Origin of the sequence: Ramlibacter sp. 2FC (assembly GCF_005503345.1) — a bacterium.
Taxonomy (GTDB): Bacteria; Pseudomonadota; Gammaproteobacteria; order Burkholderiales; family Burkholderiaceae_C; genus SCMQ01.
On record NZ_SCMM01000003.1, the window covers coordinates 94,746 to 115,831 of the forward strand.

Sequence of the window (21,086 nt, forward strand, 5' to 3'; positions counted from 1 at the left end):
AGGGTTGTCGACGCGCACTCGCTCCGGAACCCCGCGTCAAAGCGGGGTGAAAGGAACAGCGTTCGATCCTCGCGCGGATGAACCGCGCGACCAACCTGCCGGGGCGTTCCCCAGCGTAGCGGGCCTGGTCAACACGTTCATGGCAATGCATCACATCGGGGCGCTATTGCGCCGATGTTGCGTTGGGTGCTGTCGGACGACAAAACGCGCGCGGCACACCTGCCGCGCGCGCTGCGTTGATCGGGTCAAGCCCCCGGCCCAAAGGCCGGGGCCTCATGCTCACGCCACAAGGTGCACGTCTGCGCGATCTGCAACGTCGGCGGCGGTCACCTCCTCAATCGTCGCCACCGCCTGCGTGTCGGTGACCGGCACTTCCACCCCTCGGAACATCCCCGGCAACCAGCCTGTCCCTGCCACCAGCCGCTCGGCTTCGCCAGCAAGCTCTGCCTTCTTGAGCTTGGCCAGCCGGTTGACCTGCTCCGGCGCGAACGCCTGCACCGCTTCCAGCGTCTTGGCCTTGGAGACGTGCTCGAAATAGCCCGCAGCGGTGGGCGTCCACCAGTCGTGCATGTCCAGCCCCACCGCCTGCGCCAGCAAGGCGGCTGGCGTATCACCCTCCCGCGCGGTCACCGCACCGATGGTCACAGCCACGCACACGGCCAGCAGCGACAACAGCTCTGGCTGCGGAAAGGTCAGCAGTTCGGTAAACAGTGCGTCCGGGTCTTGGGGCAGGCGGTCCGCCCAGGCCTGCCGGACTTCCCGCAGACCCATCATGGCCGGAGACTGCGCCACATCCGGCGCGTGGGCATCAAGGCCATCCTGCGGTGACGCGCTGATGTTGACCGGCGACCCCTCCATGCGGCAGGCATCGACCACTACGCGCAGCGCCAGCCGGTGCACCACGGCCACCAGCGCAACATGGGGATGGCGCGCCACCTCCGCCTGCAAGGCCGCAGTGCGATGCGCACTCAGCCGCTTCGCCAGCTTCTCCGAGATACCCGCCTTGGCCGGTTCGGCGTCGTCCGATCCAGCACTGCCGTCCGCTGCCCCCGCTTCCTGTCGCTCCTGCACCCTCAGCGCCCTCGCCTGCTCTTCCCGCAGGAGCCCGCGATGCACCACCACGCCTCCCATGTGATCGACCGACACCACAGCCCCGGCCATTGGCACGACACCGGGCGCGTAAACCATCAGCGTCTGCTCGATGGCCTCCAGTTCGTTGCCGAGCCGGTCGAGTTCGTCTTGCAGCGCCTGCACGCCATCATCGGAGAGGTCGGCGTCCTCATCGTCGAGCCGGTCCTGCAGTTCGTTCCGCTTCGCCTCCAGCTTGGCAATCCGCTTGGCCTCGGTCTTGTTCGGGTCACGGCGCGTGCGGCGGGCCCGTTGGAACGCATGCAGTTCCGATGCCGTGGCACGCGGTGCGATCTCCACCCAACCCCAGCCCTCGGATTGAACCGCTTCCGCCACGGCGGTCAGTTTGTTCCGCGCCAGCGTGTCCAACAGCGCGGCATCCGTCAGGTAAACCCCTTGCTGTTCGTCCGAAAACAGGTCGCGCCGTACCCCACCGCCTGCGGCCTCGTAGGCTTCCACACCGACAAAACGCGCCAGCGCATCACGGCCCGCCTCGATCTCTTCATGGGTCAGGTGATCGCGCAGCGCTTGCGGGCTGCGCTGCCAGTGCGGCGACTCGTAGAAGGCGGTTTCCTGCGCCGCGTGGTCGTCGGTGATCGCCAGCGCCATCAACTGGTCGAGCGTGACCTCATCCGCCCGGTAGTCGGCCAGCAGGCGTGGCGAGACGTTGGCGAGCCTCAAACGCCGCTGCACCACCAAAGGCGTGACCCCGAAATCCGCCGCGATGTCTTCGACAGGTCGCCCCTCGGCCACCAGTGAGGCGAAGGCCTCGAACTGGTCAGCCGGGTGCATGGCTTCACGTTGCACGTTCTCGGTCAGGCTCACGGTGCGGGCCGACGCATCGGGTACTTGCAGGCAGGGCACGGGATGGTGCTTGTCCAGCTTGCGCCGCTTCACCAACAGCTTCAACGCCGCCAGCCGCCGCTTGCCCGCCACCACCTCGAAATGCGCACCATCCGGCGACGCCGTCACGGTGAGGTTTTGCAGTAGACCAACACGGGCGATGCTGGCCGCCAGTTCGGAAATCGACGTGCCGCCGCTCTTGCGCACGTTGCGGCTCGATGGCCGCAGCCTGGACAGCGGAATCAGGTGCAGTTCGTAGGGCACCACGACGGCGGTGGTGATGGCCGTAGCGGCAGCCGCTGCGGCGATTGCATGCAGGGCCTGGGTTTCGTGAAGGGTTGCAGTGTTCATGGTGATAGCTCCTGTCCCAGCGGGACGTTGCATGGAAAAACAAAAAAGGGGAAAACTCGTCCGTCAATTCATGGTTTCAATGTCTGCATAGGCACGCTCCTGTGGTTTTCAAAGCCGACCGGATTCCAAGATTCGGAGCCCGGTGTGGCTTCGGTGGGTCCGGCGCAGTGACCTGGGCTTGGCCCCTGTTGCCGCCGTCTTTCCTGAGTTCATCGCCCGCGAACCACCGGGCCGGCGGGGACGGGCCGTCAAGGGAAGGAGCGCAGGGTTGGTGCGGCCCGCAGCCGCAGGCGAGGACACGGCCCTGCGCGCCTTGACGGCCAGGCACTGCGGGCCACGGTCGCGGGAAAGCGATGAAGGAGGGATAAGACGGTGACCGGCCAACGACCCAGTCAGTCACCAGGGGCGACGAACCCACGCCGCGCGGCGAGCGCCCCCGCATGCCGCAGGCATGCCTGGCTGGAGGGAAGCAAAGCGCCCGGCGGCGCGACATGAACCAAATGCACAGGCCGATCAGGCGCAGCCTGTTCGGCGGTATCCCCGGGGCGCCAAGCCTGCGCGGCGGGGTGGGCCGAAGGCCGACCCCTGGAGGCAAGCGCAGCGCGCAGCCTTGACCCAACACCAAGGGCGAAGCAAAAAGGGGGCGATGCCCCCTGGGTCACATGAGCCCGCGTTCGGCCATCGACAGGATGGCGCTGCCCGCCACGATCAGGTGATCCAGCACCCGCACGTCCACCAGCGACAGTGCCGCCTTGAGTGTCTGCGTCAGCATCTCGTCGGCCCGCGACGGCTGGGTCGAACCGCTCGGGTGGTTGTGCACCAGCAGCAAGGCCGCCGAGTTGCGCATCATGGACTCCCTGACCACCTCGCGGGGATAGACCGATGTCTGGCTCACCGTGCCGCGAAACATCTCGACGTAATCGATGACGCGGTTCTGGGAATCCAGATGCACCACCGCGAACACCTCGTGTTCCAGCGTCCCCAGCTTGACCCGCAGGAAGTCCCGCACCGCCTGCGGCGAGGCCAGGACGTCATCGCCGCGCACCCGGCCCAGCAGGACCTCCTGCGCAGCCTGCAGTACCTCGTCAGCATCAACCTGCCGGTAGTCGCCCGCAACGTCACGAACGAGAAGGACAGAAGAGTTGGAAGTTTCGATGGAAGCGAAAGAAGAAAACAGATCGTGCGACATGGTCAGCTCCGGTGATCGGGCGGGATTGCCCGAGACCGGCACCAGCACGGCGCAGCGCAGTTGTCACAGGTTCGAAGACGGCCGCCAGGACGCAAGCGCACAAGGTGCGCGCAGACCTTGACAGCGAGAACGCCGTGGTACGGTGAAGGGGACAGCAAGCCAGCCCCACACGCAACCACCACCACCACTGCTTTATGGCAAGCGCAGCGCGCAGGCCTATCGGGCCGGTGGCGTGAAGGATCGAAGCCGAATGGCCGAGACAGGTGCAGCCTGACTCGGGGTGTAACCCGCAGAGCCTGCCGGCACACCGTACCGGGACGCACAAGCATCGACAAAGCTCGCCATGAGGTCCGGTCGTTTGACATGATTTTTGCCTTCGTCAAGTCGAAACTTCTTGTTTTTCCTCCTTATTTAAGGTATAAAAACCGGAAGTTAAGCCCACTGGGCAGAAAGGCAACTAAACATGACGCAGATTTACGCAGACGCCGGAGACATTGACGGTCGACTGACTCAACTCGGACTCGAAGAAAGCAAGCTGGCAGAGATCGTGCGCCGTGGATACCTCGCCTTTGCGTCATGCACGCCGAACGATCCTCCTCTCTACCCAGGTTTTAGCGCCTGGGCGGCCATGGTCCGAGGACTGCGGGAGTACTTGCTGCCTGAATGGGAGCGCTGTGACGAGAACAACTATTCGCTGGTCATCAATCCAACGGGAACCATGGCAATTGCCGTAGCGACCGGCGACGATGCAACGGGTCGCCCTGACGCCGCTCCCACAACAAAGTCTTCCAAAGGGCCGAGCACTATTGAGGCTGTCACCTCAAATCAGATGCAGTTGGAGCTTCCCTACGTTTTCGACTCTGTGCCGGCCTCGTCGCCTGCGCGCCCTGAAAACACGGATGAGCAGCGGATGACCTGGATTCTTCTTCTCCACCGTGCGCGTGGCGAAGTCCGGTGCGAACTGTCGTTGCCGACGTCAATGGGTTCAGATGGCCGTGTGGACGGATGGCGCGAGCGAATTATTTTGAAGGCAATCCCGACCGACTCCGAGATCATGGAAATCACGCCGCCACAGCCGTCGCTGCCGGACATCTCGGTCGACGTCAAGCGTCGAGCATGATTGCTAGCCGACTTTTCAACCCGTCTCGGCTCACTTTAGCGCGCAAACGCCGCGGGCTGACAATGATTAAATTGGCAACTGCGGTTGGCGTAGAGCCACGTTCGGTTTCAGCCTATGAAAAAGGCGAGTTTGGACCTGATGACAGTCGAATGGCCAGCTTGGCATCGGTATTGAAGTTCCCCGAAGCATTCTTCTTTGGAGATGATTTGGACGAACCTACACCCGATATCGCCAGTTTTCGGGCGCTGTCGAAGATGACCGCTGGGCAACGGGATACGGCGCTGGGTGCCGGCGCCATTGCGCTGATGCTCAACGCATGGATCGAGGCTCGCTTCGAGCTGCCATCCCCAGATCTGCCGGATCTGAGCCGCGAGGGCAACCCCGAAGCCGCCGCACATGCATTGCGGCAGCAATGGGCGCTTGGCGAGCTACCGATCAAAAACATGATCCACCTGCTCGAAGCGAAGGGGGTCCGGGTTTTCTCGCTGTCTGTAGATGCGGCCGAGGTCGATGCTTTTTCTATGTGGCGTCAGAGCACGCCCTTTGTGTTCCTGAACACAAAGAAGTCTGCAGAGCACAGCCGGTTCGATGCCGCGCATGAACTTGGGCACCTGGTCTTACATCGCCATGGATCACCACAAGGTCGCGAAGCCGAACGTGAAGCCAACGCCTTTGCCTCTGCATTTCTGATGCCTAGGGCAAGCGTGCTCGCCTATGCGCCTCGGATGGCCACCATCGACCATCTGATCAAGCTCAAAAAAATCTGGAGTGTTTCGGTGGCAGCCTTGACATACCGGCTGCACTCAATCGGCGTACTCAGCGATTGGCACTACCAGTCACTGTATATCGAGCTGTCATCGCGGGGCTATCGCAAGAGGGAGCCCGATGAAGGGCAACGGGAAACCTCGCAAGTGCTTCAGAAGGTTTTTGCCGCGTTGCGGGATGAAAGCATTTCGAGAGGTGATATCGCGGGCGAGTTGTGTGTTCCCGTAGAAGAGCTGGATCAACTTGTGTTTGGGCTCGCGCTCACGGGGCTCAGCGGTGGCGGTGGCAATGGAAGTGCTCGAACAAGAAAGCCACCTCAACTTCACGTCGTGAGCTCATAAAAGGAATTTCAAGAATGACCAAAAAGGATGTCCATGCGGTTCCCCATGAAGATGGCTGGGCCACAAAGAAAGAAGGAGCGGGGCGCGCAGGCGTAGTCGTCAACACACAAAAAGAAGCGATTGAACGTGCACGCGACCAAGCCAAACGAGAGCACGTTGAGGTTGTCATCCACCGCCGTGACGGAACAATTCGGGATAGTGACAGCTACGGGAACGACCCGAACCCGCCAAAAGACAAGAAGCACTGATTCACTTCGCTGCTTTGTGGCAGTCATTGTCCGATTGACGGGCAATGGTCGATTGTCATCGTCACCACACATCATATGCCTTTGGTGGCCCCAGCGATTCTGTTGACGGCGACGAAACGCGTACCGAATTCAGCCAGCAACTGGCTGAATGATGACCGGCGGTTTGATCCTGTCGCGTATTTCTTGGTACACAGGAATACCCGAACCGACTGCGACCTCCAGGGATACGCAGACCGCGAATCGAACTTTGCCCGTCAACTCACCCGCGTCAGCGGCGCAGTTCACCTTACACTGGAACCGGTTGCCATCGACGAATGCCACTGCATCCGTACCTTCAAGGATCTCATGCTGCACGGAGCCACGTAGCGCCGCCTTGTCATGCACGCTATTGGCTCTTTTGATCCGAAGTTGATCCTGCGGCGGCATCATCCAGAGCTTGGCACGGCGGTACCCCTGGTGGGAACAATTGATTGGCGCCATCCATGCCAACGTCACGGTCAAACGGCGCCATGCAATCTTCCCGGCCAATGTCGGCGGCAGCGGTGCAGAAAACACAAAGGCCTCATCTGCACCCAACTCTCCCACACCGAGCAGCGTTGCTCGCTCGGCCGCACAGGTAATGGCTCGTTCGACATCGACGGGGCCGTACCCCAACCATCGCGTCACCAGGTCCTTCTCGGCTGCATGCCTCGCCACTCCATGAGTGATAGTCGCGATTTCCGGGTGCTCGGCCAAGAGCCGCTGCGGCCAGTCACCCCACTGCGCGCCATGAACCAACAACGCTTTGAGCAGCACTGCGTCATACATGGCTCCCGGTGCATCTTCCACCTCGGCACGCAACAATTCAAGCATGTCATAGGCTTGCACGGCCGCACGACTGGCAAGAGCAGCGGCGTTGCTGGTGCCTCGGGTATATGCAGTCGCGGCCAGTGTTTCCCCTTGTAGCGGCGGCACCGCCACGCGATGACCAGGTGCCACCCCTGCCGTGACGACCTCCAGCACGCTGGCAGTCGGATCGGGCTGCATCCTGGCGCGATAAAGCACACGTCCTCCCGGCATCAGGATGTCCGGTTTGATGGCTCGACGAAAACCATGGCCGACGCGCGACAGCGGACTGAGCCCGCCGGCCGCGAAGAGGTCGAACCGTCCGGGCACCACGGGCGGATTTGCCTGGTCAGCGTGCAAGGCACCGACGGTCAGCACATTCAGCGCCTCCGCAGGAGCCAGCAGGCGCCGCTCCACGTGTTCGGTGGTCATCGCCGTGAATGCCAGCGCAGATCGCTGCTCGGCAGTCAGTCCATCCAAGGTGTGGCTCGGCGTATTGAGGCTGAGCGCCCGCATGTCGTTGCCCACGCTGACGATGAACAGTACAGAATACCGGAACGACAGCCAATCCAGCAGGCGCGCCCATGGCGACATCTGGCGTTCGAACAAGCGCGCTTCGTCGCCAATCGACAAGTTGATGACACGCACCGACGGTGCCGCCGCGGGCTCCTGGCCCTCCCCTTCGCAAATCCGCTTGACGGCTCGGTGGATCAAGTCGATCAACAATACGTCGTCCGGCGTATGCTCGCGCCGGCGGGCGTTGAAGTTGTCATTGGGATCAGGACGCAGGACCGGGCGCACATAGAGGCGGCGTCGCAAAGGTTCAGCAGGACCGTCCAACTCACCGTGCAGGATTAGAGAAGCCATCGCAGTGCCGTGTACCCGGTCCTTGGCCGCGTAGTTTCCCTCCCAACCATCTGGGTCATCCACCAACAGCCGTCCTTGTAGCTGCGCGTGGTTCTGCAAGGGCAACCCGTCGAGCAGTGCCACCACCGGCAGTTGGTCTGAGGCCCCAGCCGCGGGAGCTTGAGAAAGTACATCGGCCTCGTTGACGCCATCGGTGATAGATTGCGCTTTGGGCCGGAAGAACATGATGCGGTCAGACAACACCAACTCAGGCGTCTCACCCGCCATCACGCCGGCAACGGCTTGCGCGGGCAATTCCACAAGAAACCCGTGGTAGCCGATCTCTCCAATGAGCGCACGGCGCAGAACCTGTCCGCCGAGCCCTTGGACCAGGGTTTCTATTTCCTCGCGGGATTTGTCGTTCTTCTGCTGCGAGACGAAATACCATGCCTCGATCTCGAACCGGATGACCTGCAGGCCATCGTCGATACAGTCCTGCCAATACTGGCGAACGTCAACATCGATACGGTCCGCCACGCTCCAATGGCGAATGTTGCGTAACTGTCCAAACAGGTTGCGGAACTTGTTCAGTCCACGCTCGAACTGAGCGGCGGGGTCATTCTGGTAACGGGTCCAGAGCGCCAGCAACTGTGTGAGCGCCTCCTGGTTGCTTCCCAACAGAAACAAGCGCCCCGAGAAAGGCTTTTCTTCCTTGCCTTGGATGAAAAAATCATCATCCGGTGCAATCTGGTCTTCGGCCCATTCAATAAGCCATTCCAGTCCAGGTATCTTGGCAACGGCCTTGGCGAAGTCCTCCACCGTGCCCGCAACTTCCAGAACCAGGATCAGTTCTGGGTTCTCCATCGGCGCCGTCTGCTGCAGCTTCAGGCGCTGTGCATCGAAAGCCTGTTGCAGCACGGCGAGCTGTGGGGCGATGCGAGAACGCTGGCGTGCAATATCCGGAATATGCACCTTGCCTCCTCCGCCTGGGAGGAGGTTTCGATCAGCGGGTGTAGGTTCGGGAAAAAATAGAAGTGGGAAATTTCCTGTTGCCATCCGTTGATCATCCCTTGTTGTCGCTTGTTATTGGCTAATGGTGAATCGAGCCTGCCATTGCTTGAGCCTTTCCGCCACGATGCGCTTCAGATTCGCATCAGGGAGCGACAGCACATAGCGCCGCTGAATATCCTCGCAAAACTGCTCCAGGTCCGAAAAACTGGAGGCTTGAATCTTGGTGGCCAGGGTCTTTGGCGAGAAGCCGAGCGGTCCTTCCAGACGGGCCTGAAAGCGCGTGAACCATTCTTCCTTCTGCGCGAGCGTCGGTGCCGGCAGCGAAAGCCGCAACTGGAACCGGCGCCACACTGCCCGGTCCAGCAGTTCGGCATGATTGGTCGCGGTCACCACCACGACATGGCTGGGCAGGGCATCGATCTGCAGCAATAGCGAACTGACAACACGCTTGATCTCACCGGTTTCATGGACATCACCACGCTCCTTGCCGAGCGTGTCGAATTCGTCGAAAAATAGAACGCATTGATGCGTACGAACGAAGTCGAACAGCTTCTTCAAGCGTCCACTGGTCTCGCCCAGAAAGCTGCCGATGACAGCCTCGTAGCGCACGACAAATAGTGGAACCAGCAATTGAGCAGCGATGGCTTCGGCAAGAGAGGTCTTGCCATTGCCTGGCGGGCCGGACAGCAGAACGCGGTTCCTGGGTTCGAGGCCATAAGAGCGAAGGATATCCTTGCGATGCTGCTCTTCAACCAGCTCACGGCATGCCGCGAGCGATGCGGCGTCCAGGAACAACGCGTCGAACGCGCGGCGCGGCTCGATCTCATACAGCAAGCCCCCGTGGCCCCCATCAAAGGAGCGAACCACCTCGGGTGAACGCGTCCGCCCATTGGCCCGCAGGTTTTCTTCTAGCTTGTTCGCGAGCTGATGGTGATGCTTGGCGCGCTCTTCCGCCGCCATCGCTTCCACCGTGGTGCGCAGCAACTGCTGGTCACCCTGGCTCCCGGCCTTGACGAGACTGACTATGAGGTCCGCTCGTGACATATCTTCCCCTCTCGCAATATCGAATTCATGTGTCCTTCCGGCATCTTGTCAGATCGCAACGCGGATCGATCTACTGCCAGCCTTGCGGCCAGGCTTCACAACGATCTCGACCTGCTGGTTCAGCGCAAGTAGGGCTTGCATCAAACGCTCGAGGGAAATCCCGCGGAGCTTGTAGTTGCGGATCGCCGACACCTTCGGTTGGGGCATGCCCAGAAGCTGCGCTGCCGCGCTCTGACTCAACCCGTTTGCGTCAAGCAATTCATTGAGCTTGGACGCCAACGTAACCTTGGCTGAGCCGTCACTGCTCGCATCAGGGAGACAGGGCGCACCACTCCAGCGTGCCTCGCCATCGGCCGCACCGTGGCCTCGCGGTGCGCACCCGGCACATCTTGGCTTGCTCGGGGATGATGGTTCATTTGGATCGCGGCATTTGTGTCGTTTGGCAATTGACAATAGTATATCCATATAGGTATCGATTTGGCCTCCATCTAACGTCCACTGGTGAGTCTCGTTTCCGTGTCGTAGCCACCGAACAACGCCCTCCTCAGGTGGTGGGACAGAGCCGGTGTCGGCCCTTACGGTGGTGATGCCGAATGAAGGGTCGCGGCAACTGGGCCGTAGACCGTCGCCCCGTCAATTGACCAAAAGAGACGCGGACGCGCGGGTCGGCGCGTTGCCAAGAGTCAGTGATGTAGAGGAAACCGAGCAAGTGCCGGACCGACGTGATCCGACAGCACGCTGCGCGCCCATGTACCGCGGGCATCGGCAATCCCGGCGACGTAAGTCAGCGCGATATGTATTCGCGCCAGCAACGGGAGTGATTCCTTGCCGATGGCTGATTCGATCCACTCCGCGGCGCCCGGGCCAGTGTGGAGGAAGTAGCTGACCAAGGCCCACGTGATCGGCTCCACGATGCCGGATTTGTGACAGACGAAACTGCCATGCCCTGGTACATCGTGGACGGCCACCTCCTTGAAATCATGAGCGCCATCTGGCCGTGAGAGCACCACCTTCGCCTGCGCCAGTTCGAGCAGCAGCGGCTCGTCCAGCCGCGCCGGCTCATCCTCGTCCGGAACGGTTATCGCCATCGGTACAGCCGCGAGATGTGAAAGGATCAGCCATCCTCCCAGATCTGTCATGGATTCCTGCAAGTCTTCTTCGGCAAGATCGAATTCGAACGTTCCACGATCAGACTGGACCGACAGCGTGCCCTTATGCGTCACCGTGGCATGGACCAGCTTTCCAGCCAGCGCGAATGCGATCCTTGAGCCAGCGGCCAAGGTGGATGCTGTGGGTGAGCGCTGCAGCAAAGCACTGAGCAGGTCGAGCAGGTCAGTCCCCCTGTCGCGTTGAACGCGACGCACCACGGCCTCAGCTGCAATGAGATCGCCTAACGGCAGCCTCGAAGCAACAGCGATCAACCGGTCGGCGGCGTATGTGGCGTCTTTCCAGTCGGCCATTCGCTCGGCCAGGAGCACGGCCAGGTGCATCGCCATGAGCGTCGGGACACGAACAAACCAAGCGGGCTGCTCGGCCCAATCGATGCCCGGCTTGATGAAGCCGCGCCGACGCAGCTCACCGATGCCGGCCGCTCCGACAGCGTCTTCGAGTCGGCGTCGTTCGACGGCCAGCGTCGTGATCCCCTGAAGAAGCGCAACGCTGTTGCGCGACTCCAAGTAGCCGTCCAGGATGGCGCCTGCGGCCCCCCTGAGCAACATGCCGACATCGCCGTCGAGCGGGAACGCATTCTCTGCGCGATGCAATGCGTTGATGTCCATCAGCGGCGGAATCCTCACCACCCGGCCGGCCGAGTCGTCGGGCAAGGACTGTAGGTCGGCAGGCACCAGAGCCCTCAGGATCCAGGGCTCGCGCAACGACTGAACCGACTCACCGCCACGGGTCACGTCGATGCGATGGTCAAAAAGGCTGGCGCGAGCGTGCTTGAACTCGATGTCGTCCAGCGGGTGCAAGGCGATCTCCTCGACGATCTTGCCGAAGGCGCTTCGTTCCCGACCTGTAGACTTCTTGACGATGGCATCCAGCGCGCTGTCATCGGTGGTGACGATGACACGCAGTGCCGGACCGAATCGGGCGCTCGCCAGGTCGTTCAGATCGGCCAGCACCTGAGACATCGAGGGATCGACACCGTCCAAGGCTAGGACTAGCGTTGCTGTCTTTGTGTGCGAGACGCGACGCAGCCATTCGCGCGCTTCATCACTCGAAACAGTCCAGGCCAGTTCACTGGATAAATGGTTCGCCATGGTGGCGAACAGGCCCGCCGCGTCCGGCTCCAGCATCAGCACAGCCGCGTTCGGGGTGGCGCTCGTGCCCTCGACGAGTGCTCGAAGCACGTTGCTCTTCCCGGAAAGCGGTGGTCCATGGAGGACGATGGCGCGCCGCCCCTCTTGGATGGCCCTGGCCACCAGCGCGGTAGCCCTCCTCCGCAGTACAAAGCCTCGCACAAACGGAGAAAACAAATCGCCCCAGTCTCCAGTGCGGCTCTCGATCAGGCTCGCGGAGACTGCCTTCAGCGCCCGTACCCAGTGCAGGCGATCAGCGCCCATGAGCGTGTTGACAGCGTCATGGACGTCGCCGGTTGCCGCCAGTGCCGCCTTCTGGAGGCGATCCTGGAGCTCGCGTTCGGTGCGTTGAATGGGGGACCAGGCCTCGCCGCTGTGGGTCACGTGGATACGGGTGTCAGTGCCGTTCGACACGACCACCAGCGGCGTCATCGGAGTCGTCAATCGCGCGTAAGACAGACCCTGGGCCACGTCATCGTCAGTGAGTGGAAGTCCGGCGCGCTTCAGCTCGAAGACCGCCAAGGGCTTGTCGCGCGTGCAGACAATCATGTCTGCGCGCCCCTCGATGCGCTCACGACTTCGGCCATCGATCTCGACGATGGAATGACCCAGGCGAACGGCGAAGCGAGTCTGATGTTGAAGCGCATCCTTTGTCAGCCATGGGAATGCATTAGTCATCACCGCGTGCATCCGCGCTTCGAGATCCGCTTCGCTTTTTCGTCTGGCCATTCAGTCTGCTCCTCGTTAATTCAGTCTTATCAAGTGCGGTCTCCATCCCAGCACACCGCGAAGTCTGCGGCAGGCTGAGCCCTCAGCTCTCACTGCTGGGACTAGGCGCTGTCGGACGACCATACTTGAAGGCAAACATGCGCTCCTCCAGCCATGACGCCAGCAGCTCGACCTGCTCGATAGCGGAGAAGAGATTTTCGCGGGAGACATGGATCGACGGATTCAGCATGAAACTGCCGGTCTCATCGCTATTCGGCGTCATGTCCGCCTCAGAAGGCCGTGCAAAGAACAGCCTGGGGTGCTTTTCCCAAGTCGCCTCGTCATGGGAGACATCCAACGACGTGAGCGACTCTGGATGCTGAGAGCGGTTTCGCGCGAGAATCACCTGCTCCAGCACTTTGAGGTCGGCTGGACAGTCTTCCCACGCGACCTCAAGAGCTTCGCCGAAGCACGCAAGGTAGCCCGACAGGAACCCCTTGCCGAATTCGCTCCGGAAGCATTTCTGGCAGGGCGGCTCGACCCATAGATTCTTCTCCCAAGTCCGGAAGTAGAGCTTCAGCGAGTCGGACAGCATGGAAACGCACGTTCGGCCGAGCACCTCGAGTTCGATGTCGGCCTGCGACCATTCCTGCATGAAAGGCGGTTCACCGTCTTCGCTGTACGGCGGCTCGAAGGGCGGCTCGCCCGCTTCGATCTGCCGCTTGATTTCCACGAAAGGCGAAGACGCGGTTTCGTAGAAATGACGTATCAGCTGCAGTCGTTGTTGCAGGAAATAGAGAATCTCCATCGGGTCAGCGGGCTCCAAAAGGGGTTGCACTGACCCAAGTATCGATGCCTCGCAGCCTGCCGCTCGAACCGATGCCGATCCTCGTCGTTGTCGCTTGTCAATCGCTCGCCCGCGATGCTCAGTGGCCGGCGGATCGCCCGAATCTTCGGCTCGCGTCAACCCGTTCATCAATCCCAGGGGATGTTCCTATTCAAGCGCACCCGGAACCAGCAACGTGGGCATCGAACACTGCACCCAAGTTCAAGTGTTCCCATAAGTGTTCCCACGGCGCAGACAAAGAAAAACGGGTTACAGCAGAACTGCTGTAACCCGTTGATTTCATTGGCGGAGTGGACGGGACTCGAACCCGCGACCCCCGGCGTGACAGGCCGGTATTCTAACCGACTGAACTACCACTCCTAGTCGGCATGACGTTCGCTCTTGCGAGCCAAGTGCCATCACTTGTGCCTTGCTCATCCGAAGATGAATTCTGGCGACCCTACGGGGATTCGAACCCCGGTACTCACCGTGAAAGGGTGATGTCCTAGGCCTCTAGACGATAGGGTCAAAACCTTTGGACTGATCCATCCCGACGCTGTGTTGGTGGAGGTAAGCGGGATCGAACCGCTGACCTCTTGCATGCCATGCAAGCGCTCTCCCAGCTGAGCTATACCCCCTCGGAAATCTCAGAAACCGTCTTGCGTTTTCTTTAATTTGCCTCGTTGGCGTCGAGAAAGAAATTATATGACGTTTTTCAGCCCTTTCGCAAGCAGGCCAAAATTTTTTCCCTGTTCGACAGCGCGAGCACCGCATCGAGCGAAGGCGTGTTGGGCGTGCCCATGACCAGCACGCGCACGGGCATCGCAAGCTGCGGCATCTTCAGGCCCTGGGCTGCCAGCACTTCCTTGATCGCGGCCGCGATGCCGGCCTTGTCCCAGGCGCAGGACGCGAGCTTGTCGGCCAGCAGCGCGAGCGCGGGCCTGATGGCCTCGCTCACATGCTGGGCCAGCTCGGCCGGGTGCGGCGTGAGCTCGATGTAGAACGCGGCGGCCCAGTCGGCCAGCGCGACCGTGGTGTCGCAGCGGTCCTTGAACAGGCCGCAGATCGCGGGCAGGCGCTCGTCGGCCGCGATGCCGCGCTTTTGCAGCTGCTGGGCCACCAGCGCGGCCAGCGCCGCGTCGTCCATGGCCTTCATGTGCTGGGCGTTGACCCAGCGCAGCTTGGCCTCGTCGAACTGCGCGGCGCTGCGGCCCAGGTGGTCGAGGTCGAACCATTCGAGGAACTGCGCACGCGAGAAGATCTCGTCGTCGCCATGGCTCCAGCCCAGGCGCGCCAGGTAGTTGACCATGGCGTCGGGCAGGTAGCCCTCGTCGCGGTACTGCGTGACGGGCTTGGCGCCGTTGCGCTTGCTCATCTTCTCGCCCTGCTCGTTGAGCACGGTGGGCAGGTGGGCGTAGACCGGCGGCTCCTGGCCCAGGGCGCGGAAGATGTTGATCTGGCGCGGCGTGTTGTTGACATGGTCGTCGCCGCGGATCACGTGCGTGATGGCCATGTCGATGTCGTCGACGACCACGCAGAAGTTATAGGTGGGCGTGCCGTCGGGGCGCGCGATCACCAGGTCGTCGAGCTCGTCGTTGCGGATCTCGATGCGGCCCTTGACCTTGTCGTCCCAGGCCACCACGCCGTCCCTGGGATTGCGAAAACGCAGCACCGGCTTCACGCCCTCGGGCACCGGCGGCAGGGTCTTGCCGGGCTCGGGCCGCCAGCGGCCGTCGTAGCGCGGCTTTTCCTTGTTGGCCATCTGGCGCTCGCGCAAGGCGTCGAGCTCTTCCACGCTCATGTAGCAGGGATAGACCTGGCCGGCGGCCTGCAATCGGCTAAGCACCTGCTTGTAGCGGTCCATGCGCTGCATCTGGTAGAACGGGCCCTCGTCGTGGTCGAGACCCAGCCAGGCCATGCCTTCGAGGATCACGTCCACCGAGGCCTGCGTGGAGCGCTCGAGGTCGGTGTCCTCGATGCGCAGGATGAAGTCGCCGCCGCTGGCGCGCGCGAAGGCCCAGGGATAAAGCGCCGAGCGGATGTTGCCCAGGTGGATGAAGCCGGTCGGGGACGGCGCGAAGCGGGTGCGGATTTTCTGCGTCATAGGGGGAATGCTCATCCCGGGGTCATTCCAGAGTATCCAGGCCGCGCGAGAGGTCGGCCTTCACGTCGTCGAGGTGCTCCAGGCCCACGGCCACGCGGATCAGGTTCTGCTGTATGCCGGCGGCCAGGCGCTGCTCTTCACTGAGGCGCCCGTGCGAGGTGCTGGCCGGGTGGGTGATGATGGTCTTCACGTCGCCGAGGTTGGCCGTCACCGACAGCAGGCGCGTCGAGTCGATGACGTGGAAGGCACGCTCGCGCGCCTGCTGCGGCCCCGCGGCCTTGACGTCGAACGAGACCACCGCGCCGCCCAGGCCCGACTGCTGGGCCATGGCGAGCTCGTGCTGGCCATGGCTCTTGAGGCCGGGGTAGTAGACGCGGCCGACCTTGGGATGGGCTTCCAGCCACTGTGCCAGCGCCAGCGCACGCGCCGACTGAGCCTCCATGCGCAGCCCCAGGGTCTCCATGCCCTTGAGCACCACCCAGGCGTTGAACGGCGACAGGCTCATGCCCGCGCTGCGCATGACCGGAATGAATTTCTCGGCGATCAGCTTCTCGGAGGCGCACAGCGCGCCGGCCACCACGCGGCCCTGGCCGTCCAGGTACTTGGTGCCCGAGTGGATCACGATGTCGGCGCCCAGCTTGGCGGGCTGCTGCAGGGCCGGCGTGCAAAAGCAGTTGTCGACCGCCAGCAAGGCGCCGGCCTCGTGCGCGAGATCGGCCAGGGCGCGGATGTCGCAGACGTCGGTCAGCGGGTTGGTCGGCGTCTCGGCGAACAGCAGGCGCGTTTCCGGGCGGATCGCGGCCTTCCACTCGGCCAGCTCGGTCTGCGAGACGAAGCTGCTGGTGACGCCGAACTTGCCGAACTCGCTGGCTATCAGCTTGATCGTGGAGCCGAACACCGAGCGCGAGCAGACCACATGGTCGCCGGCCTTGAGCAGGCCCATGCACAGCAGCAGCACGGCCGACATGCCGCTCGACGTGCCTATGCAGGCCCCGGTGCCTTCGAGCGCCGCGAGGCGCATCTCCATGCTGGCCACCGTGGGGTTGGTGAAGCGCGAGTAGATGTAGCCCTCCTCCTCGCCGGCAAAGCGGCGCGCGGCGGTCTCGCAGTCGGGCTGGGTGAAGCTGCTCGTGAGGTACAGCGCCTCGGAGTTCTCGCCGTACTGGCTTTTGTCCACGGCGGCGCGCACGGCCAGCGTGTCCAGGTGCAGGCCGGGGGGCAGGGAGCTGGATGCCATGGTCTGTCCCCTCTTTCAGTCGCGCGCGTTGGGCAGCGACAGGCGCGAGGTGTCCTCGTCGCCCTCCTGCGCGTCCACGCGGTTCTCGTTGAGGCGCGCGATGTCGCCGTCGGTGATGTCGCCGGTCACGTAGACACCGTCGAAGCAGGAGGCGTCGAAGCCGTCGAGCTGCGGGTTCAGCGAGCCCACGGCGCGCTTCATGGCGTCCACGTCCTGGTAGATCAGCGCGTCGCAGCCTATGATCTGGCGGATCTCCTCGAGCGTGCGGCCATGCGCCACCAGCTCGTCCTTGGTCGGCATGTCGATGCCGTAGACGTTGGGATAGCGCACCGGCGGCGCGGCGCTGGCCATGTAGACCTTGCGCGCGCCGGCGTCGCGCGCCATCTGCACGATCTCGCGGCTGGTGGTGCCGCGCACGATGGAGTCGTCCACCAGCAGCACGTTGCGGCCCTTGAACTCGCTGCCGATCACGTTGAGCTTCTGGCGCACCGATTTCTTGCGCACGGCCTGGCCCGGCATGATGAAGGTGCGGCCCACGTAGCGGTTCTTCACGAAGCCCTCGCGGTAGGGCTTGCCCAGCAGATGCGCGAGCTGGGTGGCGCTGGGGCGGCTGGACTCGGGGATGGGGATCACCACGTCGATCTCGCTGGGCGGCACGGCCGAGACCACACGCTTGGCCAGGGTCTCGCCCAGGTTCAGGCGCGCCTGGTAGACCGAGATGCCGTCGAGCACCGAATCGGGCCGCGCCAGGTAGACGAACTCGAAGATGCAGGGGTTGAGCTTGGGCGCGTCGGCGCATTGCTGGGCATGCACCTGGCCGTCCAGCGTGATGAACACGGCCTCGCCCGGGGCGATGTTGCGCTCGAACTGGTGCGCAGTGCCCTCCAGCGCCACCGACTCGCTGCCTATCATCACGGTGCCGTCCTTGGCACGGCCCATGCAGAGCGGGCGGATGCCGAACGGGTCGCGGAAGGCCAGCAGGCCGTGGCCCGCGATCAGGGCGATCACCGCGTAGGAGCCCCTGACGCGGCGATGCACGTTGCGCACCGCGGCGAACACGTCCTCGGGCCTGAGCGGTATGCCGCGCGTGGCGTTCTCGAGCTCGTTGGCCAGCACGTTGAGCAGCACCTCGGAGTCGCTCTCGGTGTTGGTGTGGCGGTGGTCGGTCAGGAACAGCTCGGAGCGCAGCGCGTGCGCGTTGGTCAGGTTGCCGTTGTGCACCAGCACGATGCCGAAGGGCGCGTTCACGTAGAAAGGCTGGGCCTCCTCCTCGCTGTAGGCGTTGCCGGCCGTCGGGTAGCGCACCTGGCCCAGGCCCACGTTGCCCGGCAGGGCGCGCATGTTGCGCGTGCGGAACACGTCGCGCACCATGCCCTTGGCCTTGTGCATGAAGAACTTGCGCTCCAGCTGCGTCACGATGCCGGCCGCATCCTGGCCGCGGTGCTGCAGCAGCAGCAGCGCGTCATAGATCAGCTGGTTGACGGGTGCGTTGCTGACAACGCCGACGATTCCACACATGCTTCCATCCAATCAGGCCCCGGGGCCCGCACCGGCGGTGCGGCCACCTGGTCCACAAAAAAATCAGGCGGGCAAATACTTCCCGAATTCCGCCGGCAGCACCGGCTTCAAGCCCTTGAGCGCGGCCTCCAGCACGACCGCGCCCCGCGATTCCTGCCACCAGGCAGCGGCTTTGAGCGAGGTCATGCCCACCACCACCGCCAGGGCCAGCAGCAGCACCACGCCGCGCAGCAGACCGAAGGCCGCGCCCAGGGTGCGATCCACGGGCCTGAGGCCGATCGCCTCGACCAGCTTCTTGATCAGCCAGGCCAGCAGGCCGGCCGCAAAGGCCGACACCACGAACACCAGCACGAAGCCCGCGGCATAACGCACCGGCTCGGCCGCGCCCTCCATGGGCAGCCAATTGGCCGCGTCCGGCGCCAGCCATTGCGCGAGCACGAAGGCCGCGACCCAGCCCAGCACCGACAGCAGCTCGTAGACCAGGCCGCGCCAGGCGCCCAGCACCAGCGAGGCGAGCAAAACCACCAGCATGATCCAGTCCATGGCGGCCATGCAGCTCAGCCCGTCACAGCGTCAGGATGGCCGCGGGCAGATCCAGCTTCTTGATCTTGCTGGCCGCCTTGTCGGCCTCGGCCTTGTTGGCGAACGGGCCCACGCGGACCCGCACACGCTTGCCATCCTTGGTCTCCACCACCTGGGTGTAGGTCTTGAGGCCGGCCTTCTCGAGCTTGGCGCGCGCCTCGCGAGCCTTGCTCGCGTCGGAGAAGGCGCCGACCTGGACCACCACGCGGTCCGCGTCGGTGCTCTCGCCGTCCTTGCCCTCGAGCAGGGCACGCGCCTTGCTCGCCTCGTCGGACTGGGCCGCGGGCTTGGCCTGCGCCTCGGCCTTGGGCTCCGGCTTGGCTGCGGGCTTGAGCTCGGCCTTGGGCGCGGGAGGCGTATCGATCTTGGGAGCCGGCGGCGCCGGCTTGGGCTCGACGGGTCGCGTGGCCGCCGCACGGGGCGCGGAAAGCACCTCCTCGTTCGGGCCCAGGCCCGCCGTGGCGCCGACCTGGGCCTGCGTTGCCGCCGGCGAGGCCGTGGCGGACGGAGCCGCCGGCGTGGCGGGCAATGTCAGAGGCTTGGCCTTCTGGCGATCCGGGATGCTGATGGGCACGTCCACCGAGACCGGGCGCGGCTGGGTGTCGAACAGCAGGGGGAAGCCGATCACGGCCGCCAGCACCAGCACGGTCGCGCCGATCAGGCGGTGCCGGGCACGCCGGCGCAGCGCGTCCACGCTCTCGGCCTGCACGGCCGCCGCAGCCTCGCGGCCACCCCGGGGCGCTGCAGACTGTCCGGGCAGTCGGAACTTGAAAAAGGCCATGAAGTGCAGACTCAAGCGCTCAGGTGCTTGGCCTGCAGACGGGGGATCCCGTCCTGCAACACGCCGCCCACCGTGTAGAACGAACCAAAGACCACGATTCTATCAGCGGGGTCCGCCGCCGCGATGGCGGCGCTCAGGGCGGCCATGGGGTCGGCATGCACACTGGCCGCGGTCCCTTCCCGCGGCTGGCGCGCCAGCCACTGGGCGTGCAGGCTGGCGCCCGGCGCCGCGCGGCCGGTCGGCAGGTCGCAGAAATACCAGCGGTCCACCAGCGGCGCCATGCGGTCGAACATCAGGCCCAGCTCCTTGTCGGCCATGGCGCCGAACACCGCATGGGTGGTCGGGTAAAAGCCCATGGCGTCGAGGTTCTCGGCCAGGGCCGCGACCGAATGCGGGTTGTGCGCCACGTCCAGCACCAGCACCGGCTGGCCCGGCACGATCTGGAAGCGCCCCGGCAGCTCGACCATGGCCAGGCCGTTGCGCACCGCCTGGGCCGTGACCGGCAGGCGCGCGCGCAGCGCCTCCAGCGCCGCCAGCACGCCCGAGGCGTTGACCAGCTGGTTGGCGCCGCGCAGGGCCGGGTAGGCCATGCCGCTGTAGCGCCGCCCGCGCCCGGCCCAGGCCCATTGCTGCTTGTCGCCGGAGAAGTTGAAGTCGCGGCCGAAGCGCCACAGGTCGGCGCCGATCTCGGTGGCGCGATCGATCACGCTTTGCGGCGGCAGCGGGTCGCTGACGATGGCCGGTCGGTCGGTGCGCAGGATGCCGGCCTTCTCCCGGCCTATGCTCTCGCGGTCCGATCCCAGCAGCTCCATGTGGTCGAGGTCGATGCTGGTGATGATGGCGCAGTCCGGGTCGACCACGTTGACCGCGTCCAGCCGCCCGCCCAGGCCGACCTCGAGGATGGCGACGTCCAGGCCAGCGCCGGCCATCAGGTCCAGGATGGCCAGGGTGGTGAATTCGAAATAGCTCAGCGAGACCTCGCCGCGCGCCGCCTCGACGCGCTCGAAGGCCGCCACCAGGGCGTCGGCCTGCACCGGATCGCCGCGCAGGCGGCAGCGCTCCTCGAAATGCACCAGGTGCGGTGAGGTGTAGACGCCGGTGCGCCAGCCGGCCTGCAGCAGGATGGCCTCGAGCATGGCGCAGGTCGAGCCCTTGCCGTTGGTGCCCGCCACCGTGATCACGGGGCAGTCGAAGCGCAGGCCCAGGCGCTCGGCCACGGTCCGCACGCGGTCCAGCCCCAGTTCGATGGTCTTGGGATGCAGCTGCTCGCAGTGGGCGAGCCATTCCGGTAAGGTCTTCATAGATGGCGGAATTGTCGC

The 21,086-nt window shown here is 63.9% G+C and carries 16 protein-coding genes and 3 tRNA genes; 3 read left to right on the top strand and 16 right to left on the bottom strand.

The genetic code is table 11. The annotated features are described in order from the left end of the window. Positions 1–279: 279 nt before the first annotated feature. Complete coding sequence (locus FFS10_RS02900; RefSeq protein ID WP_137891287.1) at positions 280–2,322, bottom strand: ParB/RepB/Spo0J family partition protein; 2,043 nt, start codon at positions 2,320–2,322, stop codon at positions 280–282. A gap of 658 nt (positions 2,323–2,980) precedes the next feature. Next, positions 2,981–3,511: a RadC family protein gene (gene radC, locus FFS10_RS02905; protein ID WP_137891289.1), complete on the bottom strand. Its 531-nt coding sequence runs from the start codon at positions 3,509–3,511 to the stop codon at positions 2,981–2,983. Positions 3,512–3,974: 463 nt separating this feature from the next. On the opposite strand from radC, the gene FFS10_RS02910 reads away from it, so the two are divergent. The 3 genes from FFS10_RS02910 to FFS10_RS02920 are packed head-to-tail and all read left to right on the top strand — an operon-like array spanning position 3,975 to position 5,985. Next, on the top strand, positions 3,975–4,631 hold the full coding sequence (locus FFS10_RS02910; protein WP_137891291.1) for a hypothetical protein: 657 nt from the start codon (positions 3,975–3,977) through the stop codon (positions 4,629–4,631). Next, positions 4,628–5,737: a helix-turn-helix domain-containing protein gene (locus tag FFS10_RS02915; RefSeq protein ID WP_137891293.1), complete on the top strand. Its 1,110-nt coding sequence runs from the start codon at positions 4,628–4,630 to the stop codon at positions 5,735–5,737. The genes FFS10_RS02910 and FFS10_RS02915 overlap by 4 nt, the downstream gene beginning before the upstream one ends. Before the next feature lie 14 nt (positions 5,738–5,751). Beyond that, complete coding sequence (locus FFS10_RS02920) at positions 5,752–5,985, top strand: DUF2188 domain-containing protein (protein WP_137891295.1); 234 nt, start codon at positions 5,752–5,754, stop codon at positions 5,983–5,985. Between the two features lie 129 nt (positions 5,986–6,114). Here the strand turns inward: FFS10_RS02920 and FFS10_RS02925 are convergent, their stop codons facing one another. The 14 genes from FFS10_RS02925 to folC form a co-directional block, all read right to left on the bottom strand. Beyond that, positions 6,115–8,712 (bottom strand): S8 family peptidase, encoded by a 2,598-nt coding sequence (locus FFS10_RS02925; protein WP_137891297.1) that lies wholly within the window; start codon positions 8,710–8,712, stop codon positions 6,115–6,117. A gap of 27 nt (positions 8,713–8,739) precedes the next feature. Next, positions 8,740–9,711 carry an AAA family ATPase gene (locus FFS10_RS02930; RefSeq protein WP_137891299.1) on the bottom strand — a complete coding sequence of 324 codons (972 nt, stop codon included), beginning with the start codon at positions 9,709–9,711 and terminating at the stop codon, positions 8,740–8,742. Positions 9,712–9,759: 48 nt separating this feature from the next. Further along, the gene (locus tag FFS10_RS23830; protein WP_137891301.1) at positions 9,760–10,176 is read right to left on the bottom strand and encodes a helix-turn-helix transcriptional regulator; all 417 of its coding nucleotides are present in this window, start codon (positions 10,174–10,176) and stop codon (positions 9,760–9,762) included. 218 nt (positions 10,177–10,394) lie between these two features. Beyond that, a complete protein-coding gene (locus FFS10_RS02940) occupies positions 10,395–12,740 on the bottom strand; it encodes a hypothetical protein (RefSeq protein WP_137891303.1) in 2,346 nt (781 codons plus the stop codon). A gap of 82 nt (positions 12,741–12,822) precedes the next feature. Beyond that, on the bottom strand, positions 12,823–13,527 hold the full coding sequence (locus FFS10_RS02945; protein WP_137891305.1) for a hypothetical protein: 705 nt from the start codon (positions 13,525–13,527) through the stop codon (positions 12,823–12,825). 322 nt (positions 13,528–13,849) lie between these two features. Further along, a tRNA-Asp gene (locus FFS10_RS02950) sits at positions 13,850–13,926 on the bottom strand. Positions 13,927–13,997: 71 nt separating this feature from the next. Further along, a tRNA-Glu gene (locus tag FFS10_RS02955) sits at positions 13,998–14,073 on the bottom strand. 34 nt (positions 14,074–14,107) lie between these two features. Continuing rightward, a tRNA-Ala gene (locus FFS10_RS02960) sits at positions 14,108–14,183 on the bottom strand. Between the two features lie 77 nt (positions 14,184–14,260). After that, on the bottom strand, positions 14,261–15,649 hold the full coding sequence (gene gltX, locus FFS10_RS02965; protein ID WP_137891307.1) for a glutamate--tRNA ligase: 1,389 nt from the start codon (positions 15,647–15,649) through the stop codon (positions 14,261–14,263). 22 nt (positions 15,650–15,671) lie between these two features. Further along, a complete protein-coding gene (locus FFS10_RS02970) occupies positions 15,672–16,886 on the bottom strand; it encodes an O-succinylhomoserine sulfhydrylase (RefSeq protein ID WP_137891308.1) in 1,215 nt (404 codons plus the stop codon). Positions 16,887–16,901: 15 nt separating this feature from the next. Next, positions 16,902–18,404, bottom strand: a complete 1,503-nt coding sequence (purF, locus tag FFS10_RS02975; RefSeq protein WP_137891310.1) for an amidophosphoribosyltransferase — start codon at positions 18,402–18,404, stop codon at positions 16,902–16,904. A gap of 63 nt (positions 18,405–18,467) precedes the next feature. After that, a complete protein-coding gene (locus FFS10_RS02980; RefSeq protein ID WP_137891312.1) occupies positions 18,468–18,956 on the bottom strand; it encodes a CvpA family protein in 489 nt (162 codons plus the stop codon). A gap of 13 nt (positions 18,957–18,969) precedes the next feature. Continuing rightward, the gene (locus tag FFS10_RS02985) at positions 18,970–19,767 is read right to left on the bottom strand and encodes an SPOR domain-containing protein (protein WP_137891313.1); all 798 of its coding nucleotides are present in this window, start codon (positions 19,765–19,767) and stop codon (positions 18,970–18,972) included. 11 nt (positions 19,768–19,778) lie between these two features. Next, positions 19,779–21,080 (bottom strand): bifunctional tetrahydrofolate synthase/dihydrofolate synthase, encoded by a 1,302-nt coding sequence (gene folC, locus FFS10_RS02990; RefSeq protein ID WP_283957570.1) that lies wholly within the window; start codon positions 21,078–21,080, stop codon positions 19,779–19,781. Positions 21,081–21,086: the final 6 nt, after the last annotated feature.

Coding starts and splice junctions, on each gene's coding strand:
- FFS10_RS02900 (WP_137891287.1), bottom strand. CDS start 2,322: ATGAACACTGCAACCCTTCACGAAACCCAGGCCCTGCATGCAATCGCC.
- FFS10_RS02915 (WP_137891293.1), top strand. CDS start 4,628: ATGATTGCTAGCCGACTTTTCAACCCGTCTCGGCTCACTTTAGCGCGC.
- FFS10_RS02970 (WP_137891308.1), bottom strand. CDS start 16,886: ATGGCATCCAGCTCCCTGCCCCCCGGCCTGCACCTGGACACGCTGGCC.
- purF (WP_137891310.1), bottom strand. CDS start 18,404: ATGTGTGGAATCGTCGGCGTTGTCAGCAACGCACCCGTCAACCAGCTG.
- FFS10_RS02980 (WP_137891312.1), bottom strand. CDS start 18,956: ATGGCCGCCATGGACTGGATCATGCTGGTGGTTTTGCTCGCCTCGCTG.
- FFS10_RS02920 (WP_137891295.1), top strand. CDS start 5,752: ATGACCAAAAAGGATGTCCATGCGGTTCCCCATGAAGATGGCTGGGCC.
- FFS10_RS02940 (WP_137891303.1), bottom strand. CDS start 12,740: ATGGCCAGACGAAAAAGCGAAGCGGATCTCGAAGCGCGGATGCACGCG.
- FFS10_RS23830 (WP_137891301.1), bottom strand. CDS start 10,176: ATGGATATACTATTGTCAATTGCCAAACGACACAAATGCCGCGATCCA.
- FFS10_RS02925 (WP_137891297.1), bottom strand. CDS start 8,712: ATGGCAACAGGAAATTTCCCACTTCTATTTTTTCCCGAACCTACACCC.
- radC (WP_137891289.1), bottom strand. CDS start 3,511: ATGTCGCACGATCTGTTTTCTTCTTTCGCTTCCATCGAAACTTCCAAC.
- gltX (WP_137891307.1), bottom strand. CDS start 15,649: ATGACGCAGAAAATCCGCACCCGCTTCGCGCCGTCCCCGACCGGCTTC.
- FFS10_RS02930 (WP_137891299.1), bottom strand. CDS start 9,711: ATGTCACGAGCGGACCTCATAGTCAGTCTCGTCAAGGCCGGGAGCCAG.
- FFS10_RS02985 (WP_137891313.1), bottom strand. CDS start 19,767: ATGGCCTTTTTCAAGTTCCGACTGCCCGGACAGTCTGCAGCGCCCCGG.
- FFS10_RS02945 (WP_137891305.1), bottom strand. CDS start 13,527: ATGGAGATTCTCTATTTCCTGCAACAACGACTGCAGCTGATACGTCAT.
- FFS10_RS02910 (WP_137891291.1), top strand. CDS start 3,975: ATGACGCAGATTTACGCAGACGCCGGAGACATTGACGGTCGACTGACT.